Annotated in this window: 12 protein-coding genes; 5 read left to right on the top strand and 7 right to left on the bottom strand. The window is 64.6% G+C overall.

Annotated features, from left to right (window positions below; translation table 11 throughout):
* Positions 1–583: 583 nt before the first annotated feature.
* Together B8446_RS08415 and B8446_RS08420 are read right to left on the bottom strand one after the other, a co-directional pair.
* Positions 584–2,455, bottom strand: coding sequence for an adenine deaminase (locus B8446_RS08415; protein ID WP_048848908.1), 1,872 nt, complete (start codon positions 2,453–2,455; stop codon positions 584–586).
* An 11-nt stretch (positions 2,456–2,466) separates the two neighbouring features.
* Positions 2,467–3,261 carry a TatD family hydrolase gene (locus B8446_RS08420; RefSeq protein ID WP_241767704.1) on the bottom strand — a complete coding sequence of 265 codons (795 nt, stop codon included), beginning with the start codon at positions 3,259–3,261 and terminating at the stop codon, positions 2,467–2,469.
* A 428-nt stretch (positions 3,262–3,689) separates the two neighbouring features.
* Between B8446_RS08420 and B8446_RS08425 the strand changes: the two genes are divergently transcribed.
* A complete protein-coding gene (locus tag B8446_RS08425; RefSeq protein WP_048848957.1) occupies positions 3,690–4,973 on the top strand; it encodes a hemolysin family protein in 1,284 nt (427 codons plus the stop codon).
* Positions 4,974–5,162: 189 nt separating this feature from the next.
* Positions 5,163–5,513: a metal-sensitive transcriptional regulator gene (locus tag B8446_RS08430; RefSeq protein WP_048848909.1), complete on the top strand. Its 351-nt coding sequence runs from the start codon at positions 5,163–5,165 to the stop codon at positions 5,511–5,513.
* 32 nt (positions 5,514–5,545) lie between these two features.
* Here B8446_RS08430 and B8446_RS08435 read toward each other — a convergent pair whose 3' ends face one another.
* From B8446_RS08435 to B8446_RS08450, 4 genes are all read right to left on the bottom strand, one after another.
* The gene (locus B8446_RS08435) at positions 5,546–5,848 is read right to left on the bottom strand and encodes a hypothetical protein (RefSeq protein WP_148505915.1); all 303 of its coding nucleotides are present in this window, start codon (positions 5,846–5,848) and stop codon (positions 5,546–5,548) included.
* Between the two features lie 38 nt (positions 5,849–5,886).
* Positions 5,887–6,729 carry a copper resistance protein B gene (locus B8446_RS08440; RefSeq protein WP_373277141.1) on the bottom strand — a complete coding sequence of 281 codons (843 nt, stop codon included), beginning with the start codon at positions 6,727–6,729 and terminating at the stop codon, positions 5,887–5,889.
* Between the two features lie 125 nt (positions 6,730–6,854).
* Positions 6,855–8,636 (bottom strand): copper resistance system multicopper oxidase, encoded by a 1,782-nt coding sequence (locus B8446_RS08445; RefSeq protein WP_048848911.1) that lies wholly within the window; start codon positions 8,634–8,636, stop codon positions 6,855–6,857.
* Between the two features lie 80 nt (positions 8,637–8,716).
* Entirely contained in the window at positions 8,717–9,094 is a 378-nt protein-coding gene (locus B8446_RS08450) for a hypothetical protein (RefSeq protein ID WP_048848912.1), read from the bottom strand.
* Positions 9,095–9,338: 244 nt separating this feature from the next.
* Between B8446_RS08450 and B8446_RS08455 the strand changes: the two genes are divergently transcribed.
* Positions 9,339–11,708: a heavy metal translocating P-type ATPase gene (locus B8446_RS08455; protein ID WP_084712196.1), complete on the top strand. Its 2,370-nt coding sequence runs from the start codon at positions 9,339–9,341 to the stop codon at positions 11,706–11,708.
* Between the two features lie 13 nt (positions 11,709–11,721).
* Here B8446_RS08455 and panC read toward each other — a convergent pair whose 3' ends face one another.
* Positions 11,722–12,561 (bottom strand): pantoate--beta-alanine ligase, encoded by an 840-nt coding sequence (gene panC / locus B8446_RS08460; protein WP_199484075.1) that lies wholly within the window; start codon positions 12,559–12,561, stop codon positions 11,722–11,724.
* 510 nt (positions 12,562–13,071) lie between these two features.
* Here panC and B8446_RS08465 point away from each other — a divergent pair.
* Together B8446_RS08465 and B8446_RS08470 are read left to right on the top strand one after the other, a co-directional pair.
* Positions 13,072–14,775: a phospholipase C gene (locus B8446_RS08465; protein ID WP_084712204.1), complete on the top strand. Its 1,704-nt coding sequence runs from the start codon at positions 13,072–13,074 to the stop codon at positions 14,773–14,775.
* A gap of 329 nt (positions 14,776–15,104) precedes the next feature.
* Complete coding sequence (locus B8446_RS08470) at positions 15,105–16,277, top strand: cytochrome-c peroxidase (RefSeq protein ID WP_048848960.1); 1,173 nt, start codon at positions 15,105–15,107, stop codon at positions 16,275–16,277.
* The last annotated feature ends 7 nt before the right edge of the window (positions 16,278–16,284 follow it).

A 16,284-nucleotide genomic window follows, 5' to 3' on the forward strand; every position in this document is an offset into this window, starting at 1 on the left:
CGTCATCTGGCTTGCGAGGCATCAGGCCAGTGCGAAAACGAGACCGGGGCATTGCGAAAATGAGCGCAGTCTGATGCGCCGTTGACTAAGCCATGTTCGGCCGGATCGAAAAGACTCGCACCATCGGTTTTTGGCTGAAAGGAACGTTATTTTAACGATTTCCAGATTGCGCGTCGATGCGTGGAAGTCCGCTTCCATGCGGACATAGCACGCGCGATCCGATCTCCCGGAAGCCTGCCGCTCCGTCCGGATCTGTGTACCGAGGACGGCTCTCCCTCACAGCTCTCGCTTTCCATAGAAGAGCTTGTGTCTTCGAAGTCTTTCCGGTGGCGACTTCTTTGCCCGTCCCGACGGACCGATACACAGTCGCCATCATATCCTGGCAATGATCGCACAGTTATCGTGCAGGTCTTTAAGTGTTCGCGGCGAAATGCCGCTGGCAGTGCGATCTGGGCGGCCTACGCGGTTCATGAGCCAGACGATCAGGAGCCTGGTACAAAGTCTTTCATGCCGCCGTCCATCCAGATCGATGACGACGGCAGTGCATATCGATATTCGTCAGACCCGATCGCCCCTTTACGGTTTACCAGACGATCGGATGCGTCTTCCCGGTCTGCACGTTGACGAATCCCTCGGGCGCACGTTCCGGATGAGGTGCGACAAGCACCCAGCGCCACGGGGCACAGGTCAGCGTGGCGAAAATCAGACGCTCCGGAAACCCTTCCGGCCAGCCGTCGACATAGGTCGGCTCGTGCATCCAGTCGACCTCTTCCGCCGCTGCATAAAGATCCTGCATCTCCGCATCGAGTTCCTCGGCCGTGCGCGCGGACATCAGACCACCGATTTCGTAGCGCACGGTGGCTGCGACTTCGCCTTCGCGAACCAGGGCCCATCCGCCCTGCTGGGCCGCGATCGCATTGACGGCCTGGGCCATGGCGGCATCCGATGAGCCGACCACCCAGATATTGTGCTGGTCATGGGCCACGGAACAGGCCAGCGCCGTATCAGGCGTGCGTGGGCCACAGCCGCGCCAGAACATGCGCGCGACCTGCGCCTTGCCGGAATAGCGGTCCACGATAGCGAATTTCGTGATGCAGCGATCACTGTCCCGCTGCACGAGACCATCTTCGACGGCAAGCGTCTCGGTCAGGAAATCGTCCGTCCAGTGAAAGGGCCGCAGGACGGCGGCATTCATGGTCGCGCGGCCGGATGCGGCGGGAATTTCAAAATCCTGCGCGGTCAGATCGCGCCCGACATTGATCGTGCGCCGTGCCCAGTCCGGCCAGTCGATCTTCGGCAACGGGCCGGTATAGGTCGTCCCCTGCGAAACCTGCTTTCCATCAGCCCAGACTTCGGCGATCTGAAGCGTCGCGACATCCGACAGCAGCACGAAATCGGCAAATCGGCCGGGGCTGATGCTGCCAACCCATGGTGTCAGGCGCATGTGACGGGCCGGATTGATGGTCACGCACTGGATCGCGACTTCCGGCGCAACGCCGGCCTCGATAGCCAGGCGCACATTGTAGTCGCTGGCACCCAGCCTGAGCGTATCGCTGGCGGAGCGGTCGTCGGTCGTCAACGCGATCTGGGAGAAATCCGCAAGCCCCGCCTCCAGCAGCGCCGGGACGAGTGTCGGGATCGAGACAGGACGGATTTCGACGAAGACGCCGGCCGCAAGCTTACGGAACATCTCTTCCGGCGTGCGGACTTCGTGATCAGAGGCCAGGCCTGCCGCGGCAAACGCGTTCACGACTGAAGGCTCACGCAGGCCCGCACCATGCCCTTCGACGACGCCGCGCTGCTCGAACGTCGCCTGGATCATGCCCCACAGACGGTCATAAGACGGCGAGGCCGGGTCCGACACGCTGGGCCAGTCCATGACCTCGTCGAGGCCTGCGACCATCAGATTGGTCTTCAGAAAGGCCCGCTGTTCATCAAGGCCGAAATAGCCGCCGCCTCTCTCGTATCCCGTGGGCGGCACGGCCGAGCCCGGCAGCGGAAAGATCTTGAGCGGAGAGCCATTCTGCCGGGCGGCGAGCCAGAAGGCGAGATTGTTCGGCCCGTCCACGTTGGACATTTCGTGGCTCGCCTCGCACGTCCACGTATTGCCGCGCGGCAGGACCAGCGCCGCTTCGTATTCCGGCGTCAGATGCGAACTCTCGATATGTTTGTGCACCTCGCCGAAGCCGGGAACAGCCGCAAGATGCGGCCGCGCCTCGCGCATGCGCACCTCCCCGGGATAAGTCCCGGCCGCACCGACCCAGGCAATCCGCCGATTGGAGATGACGATTTCCTGGTCGTCCAGCCAGCGGCGCGTATGGACGTCAAGCAGCCGCCCCACCCTGATTGCGATGTCCGCGGGCTTTCGTCCGAGTGCCACCTGCACGAGCGCCTGACGGATCGCAACCTCGTCGGGAGCCGTCGTGATCAGGTCGGCGGGGAGAACATCCGTCATGAGAACTTCCTTCAGGAGAGCTGTTCGAGAGGGGGAATTTTTTCAAAGGCTGCAAAAAAATTCCGGGTCGTCTGCTCCGCAATCGTCTCCGCCGACGTGCCGCGCAATCTCGCCAGACAGGCCACGACATGCGTGAGATAGGCCGGCTCGTTTCTCTGATCGAGATAAGGCACAGGGGCGAGTGACGGCGCATCGGTCTCGACGAGAATACGATCCGCTGGAAGATCGCGTGCGATCTCGCGCAGATAATCCCGCTCGGGAAATGTCAGCATCCCCGAAAACGACAGGTAAGCACCCAGATCGAGGCATGTCCGTGCGAGCGCCGGACCACCCGAGAAACAATGCATGACGATCGGGAAGGCGCCGGACGCGCTTTCCTCGCGGAGCACCTGCGCCATCGCCTCGTCCTGCCGGACCGAATGAATGACCAGCGGAAGCCGGGTTTCGCGCGCGGCCACGATATGGGCGCGCAGGTTGCGCATCTGCGCATCCCACGGTGCATTGGCCAGAAACGTATCGAGCCCGACCTCTCCAATGCCCACGACTTTCGGGTGGTGCGCATGGGCGATCAGATCGTCGGCCGAGATGTCGGTCTCTTCATCCGCATAATGAGGGTGGGTCCCGACCGTGCAGAACACGTCGTCATGCGCCTCCGCCTTGGCCAGTACGCGCGCATGCTGCCGGACGCGGACGCCGATCGTCACGAACCGTCGGATGCCGACCGCACGGGCACGCGCCATGACCGTATCGAAATCCGGTGCAAGCTCGTCGAAATCGAGATGACAATGGCTGTCGGCAAGAATCACGGCGCATCTCCCTGAGGGCGCATGATGACGGCGGCAAACGGTTGCCACGTCAAGAGCCATGCACCCGGGAATCGCGCGTAAAACTGTAATCCAGACGCCCGGTCGGTCCGGCGCCGTAATGTCACTGCCGCAATGTTACGGCAGATTCCCCCCGATCGGCGGGATGTCATCTTTACCCGGCCGCACCGATCCCGGCCGCCGCGCACGGGCTTTGACCTGTCCGGAGTTCAGCAGGTTCACGATACATCGCTGCCCGCGCGACCCGGCCAACATGATCCGCGGAGGAAGAGACGCTCCATGTCGGCATGGACCCGTTCGTCAGGCTGGCCGCAAAGATGCGCCCTGTGGTAGTCGGAGGCCCGAAATAACCGCCGATATCGGACCTAGCGCGTGATGTTGTGATCCTTTTTCTTGCCAGCGCCTTCGCCATGACCGTGGCGATCCTCGTCTCGATCCTGATTTCCCTGTCCGAAATCTCGTTCGCGGCAGCCCGTGATGCGCGATTGCGCGCCCTGGCCGAAGCCGGCGACGTGCGGGCATCGGCTTTTCTCAAACTGCGTCGCAACAGCGGGCAGGTCATCACGGTCCTGCAGATCTGTCTCAATGCCGTGGGGGTTGCCGGCGGCATCATCAGCAGCGACCTGCTGGGTCCGGCTTTCGGCACGCTGTTCGTCTCGGCCGGGATGTCTCCCGCCACGGCGCTCCATCTCGCCGCCGTCCTGTCCTTCGTGCTCGTCACGGGGCTGTTCGTCCTGTTCGCGGACCTGCTTCCGAAGCGAATCGCCCTTCATGCACCCGAGCGCGTGGCAATCCTCGTCGGCTGGTTTCCGGGGCTGGCGCTCAGGGTCCTTTATCCTGCTGTCTGGGTCTTTTCGCGGATTTCCGACTGGCTTCTGAATGCACTGCATATTCCCGCAGCCTCCGCCGTCGAACCGGTGACGCCGGAGGATCTCAGCGCGATCCTGGCCGCAGGCACCGCATCGGGCGTCCTGCTCGAGCAGGAGCATCAGGTCATCCAGAACGTCCTGGGGCTGCAGGACCGGTCGGTCACATCCGCCATGACGCCGCGTGACGAGATCGTGTTCCTCGACGTCCAGGAAAGCCCGGACGTTCAGCGCGACAAGGTCCGTGTGCGCCCCTATTCGCGCTATCCGTTGTGCGACGGCGGCCTGGACCATGTCATAGGCTCGATCCGCGCCGAGGACGTGCTGGTGACCGTGGTCGGCGATCCGGATGCGCGCCCGACCACGCCGACCCGCAGCCCGCTGCTGAGCCGCAGGCGCGATGTCCTGTCGCTGCCCGAGACCCTGAACCTGTGGGACACGCTGGCGCAGTTCGATGCGCACAGCGCAGGCTTCGCGCTGATCGTCAACGAATATGGCCTCGTCGTCGGCCTGATCACCTTCAAGGACATAATGGGTGCCCTGATGGATGGGCTCGCCAATCCCTTCGAGGAGCAGGCGATCGTGCGTCGCGACGAGAACTCGTGGCTGATCGACGGGGCCGCCCCGATTGGCGACGTCCTGCGCGAGCTGCAGATCGATCTCGGGCCGGAACGGGATCAGTTCGACACGATCGGCGGCTTCGTGATGCATCGCCTGCGCCGGATGGCCCGCAAGGCGGACCGGATCGATCTCGCCGATTACCGCTTCGAAGTCGTCGACGTGGAAGGCTTCCGCATCAACCAGCTTCTGGTCTCCCGCCTGTCCTGAGCCACGGCCTGCGTACGGCGATGACAGAAATGTCTGCCCCCGCCGCGTATCGCAGAACGCGGACAGTGTGCCGCGGCATGAGGTGAAGCTGGCCTCGCGCCGGGCCGGACATTGCACGCCGGGTGCACCATTGTTTGGCCGCCCCTGCTCCCACCTGCTATTCGTGTAGGCAAAGGGAGACGGCAATCCATGGCGACAGGACCATCGGCGACCCAGGAGGCCGTCGGCTGCGCGCAGTGTGACCGCCAGGATGCGGATCACGAGATCCGACGTGTGGAACAGCCGCAAAAGAAGGCGCTGCTCAACCGCGTGCGCCGGATCGAGGGCCAGGTCGGCGGCGTGCTGAACATGATCGAGCAGGACCGCTACTGCGTCGACATCATCACGCAGATTTCCGCCATCAAATCCGCCCTTGACGGGGTCGCGGTCCAGATCCTCTCGACGCATGCCAACGGCTGCGTACGCAAGGCCGTGCTCGAAGACGGCGGCGAAGAGGCGATCGACGAACTGCTGGGGGTCGTGCGCAGATTGATGCGCTGACAGACTTCTGCCCGCGATGCCTCCCGCCCGTCCTACCGGTCCAGTGTCGCCGCCGGCGCGGGCATGGAGGTCGGCGCCATGCTCATCCGGTCGCAGGCCTCGGCCTGTCCTGCCATGACGGGCGAGAGAGGCTGACCCTGTCGACGCCTGTCGGCCAGGCGTGCGCAGACCGCCATCTGCTGGTCCATCGTCATGCCGGCCAGGGGATCTTGTGCGGCCTTCTCCTTGGATAATGCGACAGAGCTGCCTTGAGGCTGATCTGTCCGCGGGCGGGATGTGGCACGCGCGGACGGCGCCAGCATCAGGACGATCATGAACAGTGCGACGTGCCGCATGGTGGCATTCCTGTATTCGAAGGTCTTGCGGACACACATCAGAACCAGCTCCGGATGCCGAACGTGAACCGCACGGCTCCGGTCTGTTCGTCCTGCGCACGGACGATGTGCCGGGCCTGTGTCAGATACCCGGCATAGGTGACGGCAACGTAAGGCGCGAATTTCCGCCAGACCTCGTAGCGCAGGCGCAGGCCTGCATCGACGTCGGAGAGCCCGGCGCCGACCTGCCGCGCCGGATCGGCCTTCGTGTAGAGATTGAATTCCGCCTGAGGCTGAAGGATCAGGCGATTGGTCAGCAGGAGATCGTATGACCCCTCGATCCGGCTGGCGAAACGTCCGCGATCGCTGACATAGCCGGTGGCCTGGATTTCGAACTGGTAGAGCGCCAGCCCCTGGACGCCGAACGCCCCCCAGGTGCGGGTCGGACCGCTGTCCAGATCGACGCGCACGCCGCCCTGCAGGTTGAAATAGGTCGAGATCGCCCGGCTGTAGAGCGCCTCCTGATCGCCGTCACTCAGCCGGCCACGCTGCAATGTTCCTTCGGACTTGAGCCACAGACGATTGTAGTCACCGCCGTACCAGGCTTCGCCATCCCAGCGGAAATCCGAGCCGCCCGGGGCGTAACGCCCTTCGAACTCGTCCAGGATTCCGTGGAACCAGTTCATCTGGTCCATGACAGGTGGAATCCCGCCCAGAGAGACGATACCGTCCGGCGCCTGCGCATCGGCTGCGTGGTACACGGGACGCGAAGCGGGCCGTACCGCATGCGACGCTGTTTGCGCAGGGGACTTCGCGACCGGCGCCGCCGTGGACTTCCGGGTTTTTGTCTGCGCTTTGACAGGCTGCGCGGCGGGCGCTGACGGCGGGCCATCCATCGCCATGCCCGGCATCGTCCCGTTCGGCATCGCCCCATCCGACATCGCACTTTCGGACATGCCGGCCATCGCGCCCGGTTGCGCCAGAACGGATCCCGGTGCCAGCAGCGCAAGGCAGAGAATGCGCGCCCTCACGACACGGCCACCGTGCGGAACATGCCCAGATCCATGTGGTACAGCAGGTGGCAGTGATAGGCCCACAGACCCGGCGAATCCGCGGTCACGAGGTAGCTCAGCTTCGAGCCCGGCTGGGAAATGATCGTGTGCTTGTAGGGGCGGAAATCGCCCTGCCCGTTCTCCAGTTCGCTCCATAACCCGTGCAGATGGATCGGGTGTTCCATCATGGTGTCGTTGATGAGCGTGAAGCGCACGCGTTCGCCGCGCTTCAGGCGGATCGGACCGGATTCCGAGAATTTGCGGCCGTTGAACCCCCAGATATAGCGCTCCATGTTGCCGGTCAGGTGCAGGATGATCTCGCGCGACGGCGGACGCGGATCGGCACCGGGGCGGGTTGCCCGGAGTTGCCGGTAATTCAGGACGCGCCGGCCATTCCTCTCCAGCCCGTCGCCGGGGCTTCCGAGACGGTCCACCGGCATCATCGCGACATTCTGGTTTTCGACATTGACCGGGGGCGGCCCTGGATCGTCCACTTCCATGGGTGACGTGGCCATGCCGGGCATCGCACCCGACGACATGTCCATACTCCCCATGTCCGACCCGGCATTGTGGCCGCCGTCTTTCGGCATCGCGGCCATGTCCATGCTGTCCGCCGACATGTCTCCCATGCCCATGTCGATCATCGTGCGCACGGGGCGCGGATCCATCGACGGCGTTGCGGCCGTCATGCCAGGACGCGGGGCCAGAGTGCCACGGGCATGACCGGTCCGGTCCTCGCTCTGGGCGAAGATCGCATAGGCCCGATCCTCACGCGGACGGACGATCACGTCATATGTTTCGGCAACGCCTATGCGGAATTCGTCCACCGCGACCGGTTCGACATCGTTCCCATCCGCTTGCACGACCTGCATCTCGAGCCCGGGAATGCGCACGTCGAAGAACGTCATGGTGGCTGCATTGATGAAGCGCAGCCGCACGCGCTCTCCGGGCCGGAACAGGCCGCGCCAGTCCATGTCCGGCGCATGACCGTTCAGCGTGTAGGTGTAGATGACGCCCGTGACATCCGCGATGTCAGTCGCCGCCATGCGCATCTTCGACCATGCCAGACGCGAGCCGAGTGCTGCCATGGTGCCTCCGGCCTCACGGGCTTCCCGCGGGAATGACGCGGCGGTGCGCTGGCGGAAGACGTAATAATCGTCCTGCATCTTGAGATTGCTGACGATGTCGTGCGGCGGGACGTCCGTCCATTCGGCGAGGACGATGACATAGTCGCGGTCGCATGCATTCGGATCAGGGCGTGCGGGGTCGATCACGATGGCGCCGTAAAGCCCTTGGGCTTCCTGCATGCCCGAATGGCTGTGATACCAGTAGGTGCCGCTCTGATGCAGGCGAAAGCGATAGCTGAATGTCCTGCCGGGCGGGATGCCGGCAAAACTCAGGCCCGGCACGCCATCCATGTCCGATGGCAGGCGGATGCCGTGCCAGTGAATGGACGTCGTCTCGGCGAGGCGGTTGGCGATATTGAGCGTGATGGTGTCGCCCTGGCGCCAGCGCAGGATCGGACCCGGCACGCTGCCCTCGAGACAGGGCGCATCCAGCGCCTTGCCGCCGACCTCGATCCGCGTGCGTCCCACGCTGAGGTTCCACATATCGGACGCCGTGGGGGGTATGATGCCGGACGGCGAAAACGCACGCGCCGGGCGGCCGGACGCAGCCAGCAGGCCACTGGCCGCGCCAAGCCCCGTGACGAAGCGGCGACGCGTCAGGCCGTCCGCAAAGGAAGACGGAACGCTCATGAGCAAAATCCGGGTCTTTGAAACGATGGATGACGGATCGAGCCCATTCCCCGAACCGGGACAGGCCGCCGCCGCGACGATCAGAGGATCGTCAGGCGCGGAGGACGATGTGGCGGCAGCCAGTCGGCGCCCGGCACATGCATGTCCGATTCCATCGTGACCAGACGCACGACCGCCCGGCGCGGCGCCTGGGTCGCATGATCCGTCAGCGGCAGCATGAAGCCCGAGGGGACGCCATGGTCATGACAGCAGAGACCGCCCTCAGCTCCATGATGCACAGGGTGATCCGTCGCGTGACACGGCGTCGCCATGTCCGCCGCCATGCCGCAGCATTCCGTATGCGCGGGTGCTGCTGATGCCACCTGCGCGCTGTTCGGAAGCAGCGCGCCCAGCACCATCACCTGCAGCAGCAGGCAGGTCATCCGACCGATCCAGTGCAGGGTCCGTGTGGCGGGCATCCGATTGTCCGTCGGCCAGTTTCGCGGCAGTGCCCGAGCCGGCCGCCGCACGCCCGACCCATGGCCGTACGCATCGCCACTATACCCGGGTGGGGGTTCGGGGCAACACATGTTGGCCGACATCGCTGAACGCCATGCTGATTGCAGTAGCGCCGGACCGGCAGCCCGCCCCGACCTCCCGAGACGGCTTGAACATACCGGCACGGGGTATGATATGATCAGCCCAGACGAAGGAGCCCGATCGTTGTCCAACGCCATCAGCCTTCCGATCGGCGGCATGTCCTGCGCCGCCTGCGCAACCCGCATCGAGAAGATGCTGAACCGGCGCGATGGCATACAGGCACACGTCAATTTCGCGACCGAACGCGCCCGGATCACCCTCGACGAGCCACGCGGGTCGATCGACGATGCGATCGACACCGTGAGGAAGGCGGGTTTCGCCGTCGAGACCCGGAGCGTCGATCTGGCGCTGGGCGGCATGACCTGCGCGTCCTGTGCGGCGCGGATCGAGAAGATCCTGAATCGGGTTCCGACGGTGCATGCCTCGGTGAATTTCGCGACCGAACGCGCCCATGTCACGTATGTGCCCGGCGTCACCGACGCGGCCGACCTTGTGGCACGGATCGAGAAGGCAGGTTTCGGCGCAAAGTCGCTCGATGAAGTGGCGCCGGAAGATCCCGCGGCGCAGCGCGCGGCCGCATGGCGTCTGGAGCGCAACCGCTTTGTGCTGACGGTCCTGCTGTCGGCGCCCCTGTTCTACAACATGATCGCCATGCTCGCGGGCCACGTTCCGATGCCGGGCGGCTGGTGGCAGTTCGCATTCGCGACCCCGGTGCAGCTCTATTGCGCGCGATACCTGTATCAGCGTGCCTGGAACGCCGTCCGGAGTGGTGCGGCCAACATGGACGTGCTGGTCGTGCTCGGCACCAGCATCGCCTATGGCTTCAGCACGATCGTCCTGTTTCTCGGCTTGAACCAGCCCCTCTATTTCGAGGCCAGCGCCGCCATCGTGACGCTGATTTCGCTGGGCCGCCTGATGGAGGCGCGCGCGCGCATGCGCACCAGCGCCGGGATCGAGCGCCTGCTGCAGCTTCAGCCCGCAACGGCGCACAGGGAGCACGACGGCGTAATCACCGATTGTCCGGTTGCCGCCCTGCGTCGCGACGACGTGTTCGTCGTGCGTCCAGGTGAAAGCCTGCCGGTCGACGGGACGATCCTGAGCGGCACGTCCGAAGTCAACGAGTCCATGCTGACCGGCGAAAGTGCCCCTGTTCTGAAGAACACGGGCGACCGGGTCTTCGGCGGCACCATCAACGCCCATGGCGCGCTGCGTATCCGCGCCACGGGCGTGGGCGCGGATACGGCGCTGGCCCGCATCGTTCGCATGGTCGAACAGGCACAGGGGTCGAAGCCGCAGGTGCAGCGCCTGGCCGATCGCATCTCGGGCATCTTCGTGCCGACGATCATCGGTCTTGCCGTCCTGACGTTCCTCGTCGGCTGGGCCGCCACGGGATCGGCGACATGGAGCCTCGTGTCCGCCGTCTCGGTTCTGGTCATCGCCTGCCCGTGCGCACTTGGTCTTGCAACACCGACGGCAATCATGGTCGGCACCGGGCGCGGCGCACAGGCGGGCATCCTGTTTCGCAATGCGGACGCTCTGGAACATGCCCGGACGCTTTCGACCATCATTTTCGACAAGACCGGCACGCTGACCGAAGGCCGTCCCGCCGTCACTGACACGGTCAACGCATCAGGCATCGACAGCGCCCATCTGCTCTCCGTCGCGGCCGCGCTGGAGCAGAATTCGGAGCATCCGCTCGCTCGCGCCATCGTCGATCATGCCAGAGCCGAAGGCATCGATGCCGCCGTGATGACGGGTTTCACCGCCGTCCCGGGCCGCGGCGTCACAGGCGAGATCGGAGGCGAGACCGCCCGTCTCGGCGCGCCTGCGTTCCTGCGGGACAGCGGCGTCGTGCTGGATGACGACGTCGTTCATACGCTCGAAAGCGCGGGCAAGACCGTGATCGCCGTCGCCCGCGGCGACCGGTTTCTCGGCGTCATCGCGCTGGCCGACCGGCTGCGCGCGGATGCGGCGGCAACCGTGGCTGCCCTCAAGGCCGCGGGGATCCGGGTTGCGATGCTGACGGGCGACAATGAACGCGCGGCAGGCGTGGTGGCCCGTGCGGTCGGCGTGGATGATTACCGCGCCGGTGTCCTGCCCGGGCACAAGGCCGATGCGGTCGCGCAGTATCGCGCCCGCGGCGGGACCGTCGGCATGGTGGGTGATGGCATCAACGATGCGCCTGCGCTGGCGGCAGCCGATGTCGGCTTCGCGATCGGGGCAGGGGCCGCGGTTGCGGTCGATACGGCCGATATCGTCCTGATGCGCAGCGAGCTTGCCGGCGTGCTGGACGCCATCTCGCTGTCCCGCGCGACCCTGTCCAAGATCCGGCAGAACCTGTTCTTTGCCTTCATCTATAATCTGCTGGGCCTGCCGCTTGCAGCGTTCGGGATGCTCAATCCGGTGATCGCGGGCGGGGCCATGGCCATGAGTTCGGTCTCGGTCGTCAGCAATTCGCTGCTGCTCAACCGCTGGCGTCCGCGCGCACGATAGAATGGGGCGGCCGTCAGGCCACCGGGAGATTGTCGATCAGCCGGACATGGCCCAGCCATGCCGCAACCAGCAGCCGCGCCGGCCGATAGGTCTCATCGCAGCGCGTAAGGTCGTCCGCGCGGCGGAGTTCGGCATACTCGACGGGACCGAAACCCGTCTGTTCGAGCGCCGTGCGCAGCCGGGGCAGGACGGAGGTCGACGCTTCGCCGTTTTTCAGGGCCTCAACCGCGTCCTGCATCAGGTGCGGAAGCCGGGCGGCCTTCTCACGATCTTCGACAGGCAGACGACGGTTCCGCGAGGACATTGCGAGCCCATCCCCCTCCCGTACGGTCGGGCAACCGACGATCGTGACCGGAAGGTCGAGATCGGCGGCGACCCGACGGACCACCTGAAGCTGCTGAAAGTCCTTCTCGCCGAAATAGGCCCGGTCCGTCCGGGACTGGATCAGCAGTTTCGTCACAACCGTTGCAACACCGTCGAAATGACCCAGACGATGGGCGCCGCACAGACCCTCGGACACGCCGCCGACATGGATCCGTGTCGCAAATCCGGCCGGATACATCGCGTCCACATCCGGCATGAACAGCGCGTGCGCACCCGCGCCGCGCAGCATGGCCGCATCGTCGTCCGCCGTGCGCGGATAAAGCGCCAGGTCGGATGCGTTGTCGAACTGCGTCGGGTTGACGAAGATCGAGACGATGACGCGGTCGCATTCCGCAAGCGCACGCCGCACGAGGCTGAGATGGCCGTCATGCAGGGCCCCCATGGTCGGCACCAGGCCGATCACCAGCCTGTCCGCCCGCCATTGATCGACCACGCCGCGCAGGTCCGCGACGTTTCGGACAGTCACCATGCTGCTTGTCATCAGATCGTCTTTCCGTTCCGGCCATGTCCATCGTGCCGCTCCCGCAGGTCGGAAGCGCGCGGTCGCCCGGCAATACGCGCGGGATGAAAACGAGGCAACGTCACGCGGCCCGGGCCATGGCCGATCATCCTCCGGCTTCATATCGCCCATAAGCCGTCCGGACAGAAGCCGGACCGGAAGTCTGCAGCGCCGGTTAACGGAGTTTGTCGCTTCGTTGCAGTTTCACAGAATCATCACACACCCCGTTTCACGGGTGCGATAGCAAACGGCGCAGTCCTCAACCGATTTCAACCGCAGACATATCTGAACGAGGCCGAATCCCCCTTTTTCGCACGCCGGTGTCGGCACACGACACAGGGCGGACAGCCGTGCCCACACCTTCCGGCATGCACGCGAATCCGGCCGCGTTCAGGACTTGAGCATCATCAGGAAAGGCCGCCCGACGTGTTCTCAACGAGAGCAAAACTCGCAGTTTCCACGCTTTTGTCCCTGTCGCTGATGACCCCGGCCCTCGATGCCGTGGCGCAGGCGCACTCGTTTGACAGACATGGCGACAATGCCGGTTTCGGCGGCGGCGCATCGCATGTCAGAACCCGCACGCCAATCAAGCATCTGGTCGTGATCTATCAGGAGAACGTCTCCTTCGATCACTACTTCGCAACATACCCCAACGCGGCCAACCCCTCGGGCGAGCCGTCGTTCCGTCCGTCCCCGTATGACCGCAAGGTCAACAATCTGCGGACCGCGAACCTGCTCGCGCAGAACCCGAACACGAACACCGCCAACGGCACGGGTGCGGCATTGCCGTTCCGTCTCGATCGCACGCAGGCGAGCACGGCCGACCAGAATCACGCCTACACGGCCGAGCAGATGGCCTACGACAACGGCAAGGCCGACCTCTTCCCGCTCTATACCGGTTCGGGTTCGTCGGGCGGCGTCGGCGCGTTCGGCACCAAGGGACAGGTCCTGGGCTATTTCGACGGCAACACCGTGACGGCGCTGTGGAATTATGCGCAGCGCTTCGCGATGAGCGACAACATGTATACCGACACCTACGGTCCCTCGACCCCCGGTGCGCTTGAAGTCGTCTCGGGCCAGACCAACGGGATGTCGATCCGCTTCACGACGCAGAAGCCTTCGACCAAGACGACCTCGTCGTCCTACGTCAATGACGGGCAGGGCGGCTACACGATGGTCAACGACATCGACCCCGCCTACGACACGTGCTCGTCGACCACCAACCAGGCGTCGATGACCGGCCGCAACATCGGTGACCTGCTCAACGAACAGGGCATCACCTGGGGCGGATTCATGGGCGGCTTCGACCTGACGTCCACGAACACCGACGGCAGCACGGGCTGCAGCCGTCAGACCTATTCGTCGACGGTCGCGGAAAATGTCGCGGACTACATCCCCCATCACAACTGGTTCCAGTATTACGAGACGACCGCCAACCCGACGCATGCGCGGCCGGCCTCGATCCGTTCCATCGGCTACAGTGTGGTGCCCGGCTCCAGAAAGGCAGAACCGGCGAACCACGAATACGACCTGAACGACTTCTACGCGTCCGTGAAAGCCGGCAATTTCCCGGCAGTGTCCTTCATCAAGCTCCCGGCTTTCCAGGACGGTCACGCCGGTTACTCGGATCCGCTCGATGAACAGGCGGGCGTCGTCAAGCTCGTCAACTTCATCCAGACCCGCCCGGAATGGAACGACACGGCCATTATCGTGACGTATGACGATTCGGATGGCTGGTACGACCATGCCTATACCGCCCCGAGGCACGGGTCGGCCGATGCGTCCGCCGACCAGCTCAACGGTGCAGGCAAGTGCAACGGCCCGCTGCCGGAAGGCGTGTCGGGCAAGACCGTGAACGGTCGCTGCGGCCCGGGCACACGCATCCCGCTCATCCTGATCTCGCCCTGGGCCAAGCGGAACTACATCGGCCATACGCTAGTGACGCAGGCGTCCGTCACCCGCTTCATCGAGGACAACTGGCTGAATGGCAAGCGCCTAGGCGGCGGCTCGTTCGACGCGAGCACCGGCAGCCTCGACGATCTGTTCGACTTCTACAGCTTCCCGAAATTCGAAGCGCTGATGCTGGATCCGGGAACCGGTGAAGTCCGCGCCTCGCGCCATGACCATCATGGCGGCCACGGCGGGTTCGGCGGCTTCGGCGGGTTCGGCGGCTTCCCGTTCTGATCCCAGCCATGAGGAACGCGCACGACTTGTGCCTCGCGCGTTCCTTGATCCGGACAGTCAGGAACTGACGTGGAAGTCAGCGGAGCCTCGGCTTCGCTGACTTTCTTCATTTTGGCGAGCATATTTCCCACACCATGTTTTTCTTCCGATCTCCCGAACGGCTTCCCGCATTCCGTACACTGGCCCTGATGGCGGCGCTGCCGTTCATGGGGCTGGCCGGTGCCGCGCGGGCGCACGCGCAGACCCCCGGAACCTGCGCGCCACGAACGGACGGATCGAACCCGTGTCCGAGCGCGCTCCGCCTGCCGCCCACACAGCCTCTGTCGCTGATGGCGCAGATCGGCAAGGCGATGTTCTACGACAAGGCCCTGTCGGGAAACGGACAACTCTCCTGCGCGTCGTGTCACGACCCGCACCATCATTACGGCCCCGCGACCGACACGCCCGTCTTTCTCGGGGGCACGAAACTCGACCAGCAGGGGCGCCGCGCGGTGCCCTCCCTGACCTATCTGGATCGTGAGCCGAGCTTCAGCATCGGCCCGGACAATCCGGTCAGCGAACAGGGACCGCCGCCGCTCGCGCCCCCGACGGGAGACGCCGCACACGGGCCGAAGAGCGCGGCCAACACATCCAGTTCGGCAGCAAACATGGTGCCACAGGGCGGTCTTTTCTGGGACGGTCGCGCCGATACGTTGCAGCAGCAGACGCTCGGGCCGCTGTATGACCCGGCGGAAATGGCATCGACGCGCAAGCGCGTTCTCACGCGCATCTCACACGCGCCTTACACCGCCGCCCTGAAGCAGCTCTCCGGCATGGCCGGCGCCGCGGAACCCGATTTCCTGCTGAACGAGGCCATGTTCGCGCTGGCGCGCTACCAGATCGAGGATCCGAACTTTCACGCCTATTCTAGCAAGTTCGATGCGTGGCTGCAGGGACATGCGCGTTTCACCCCGCTCGAACGCGAAGGCTATCTGCTGTACAATGATCCCGGAAAAGGGAATTGCGCGGCCTGTCATGTCGATACGGTCCCATCGAACGGATTGCCGCCGTTGTTCACCGATCATCAGTACGAGGCGCTCGGCGCCCCGCGCAACCGCGACCTGATCGCCAATCATGATCCGGCCCATTTCGACCTGGGTGTCTGTGACCGTGAACCTGACGGCCGCAAGACGCTTGCGCCCTATTGCGGCATGTTCGCAACGCCCACCTTGCGCAACAGCGCGACGCGCCACGTCTTTTTCCATAACGGCGTGTTTCGCTCGCTCCGGCAGGTTCTCGATTTCTACGTTCTGCGCGATATCGAGCCCGAGCGGTTCTATGCACGCGGCGCGGACGGCAAGGTGCAGCCTTACGACGATCTTCCCGTTCAATACCGGAAGAATATTGACATGACCGATGCGCCGCTCGATCGCAAACACGGGGATGCACCGGCCCTGAACGATCATGAGCGCGACGCCATCGTCGCGTTTCTGCAGACACTCACGGACCGGCCGGGACACTGACCCCGTC

Origin of the sequence: Tanticharoenia sakaeratensis NBRC 103193, assembly GCF_000963885.1 — a bacterium.
GTDB classification, from domain to species: Bacteria; Pseudomonadota; Alphaproteobacteria; order Acetobacterales; family Acetobacteraceae; genus Tanticharoenia; species Tanticharoenia sakaeratensis.

What these genes read in the sequence shown, in the direction of transcription:
- B8446_RS08415 (WP_048848908.1), bottom strand. Translation starts at nt 2,455, where the DNA reads ATGACGGATGTTCTCCCCGCCGACCTGATCACGACGGCTCCCGACGAG.
- B8446_RS08425 (WP_048848957.1), top strand. Translation starts at nt 3,690, where the DNA reads ATGACCGTGGCGATCCTCGTCTCGATCCTGATTTCCCTGTCCGAAATC.
- B8446_RS08430 (WP_048848909.1), top strand. Translation starts at nt 5,163, where the DNA reads ATGGCGACAGGACCATCGGCGACCCAGGAGGCCGTCGGCTGCGCGCAG.
- B8446_RS08435 (WP_148505915.1), bottom strand. Translation starts at nt 5,848, where the DNA reads ATGCGGCACGTCGCACTGTTCATGATCGTCCTGATGCTGGCGCCGTCC.
- B8446_RS08440 (WP_373277141.1), bottom strand. Translation starts at nt 6,729, where the DNA reads ATGGCGATGGATGGCCCGCCGTCAGCGCCCGCCGCGCAGCCTGTCAAA.
- B8446_RS08445 (WP_048848911.1), bottom strand. Translation starts at nt 8,636, where the DNA reads ATGAGCGTTCCGTCTTCCTTTGCGGACGGCCTGACGCGTCGCCGCTTC.
- B8446_RS08450 (WP_048848912.1), bottom strand. Translation starts at nt 9,094, where the DNA reads ATGCCCGCCACACGGACCCTGCACTGGATCGGTCGGATGACCTGCCTG.
- panC (WP_199484075.1), bottom strand. Translation starts at nt 12,561, where the DNA reads ATGGTGACTGTCCGAAACGTCGCGGACCTGCGCGGCGTGGTCGATCAA.
- B8446_RS08465 (WP_084712204.1), top strand. Translation starts at nt 13,072, where the DNA reads ATGACCCCGGCCCTCGATGCCGTGGCGCAGGCGCACTCGTTTGACAGA.
- B8446_RS08470 (WP_048848960.1), top strand. Translation starts at nt 15,105, where the DNA reads ATGGCGCAGATCGGCAAGGCGATGTTCTACGACAAGGCCCTGTCGGGA.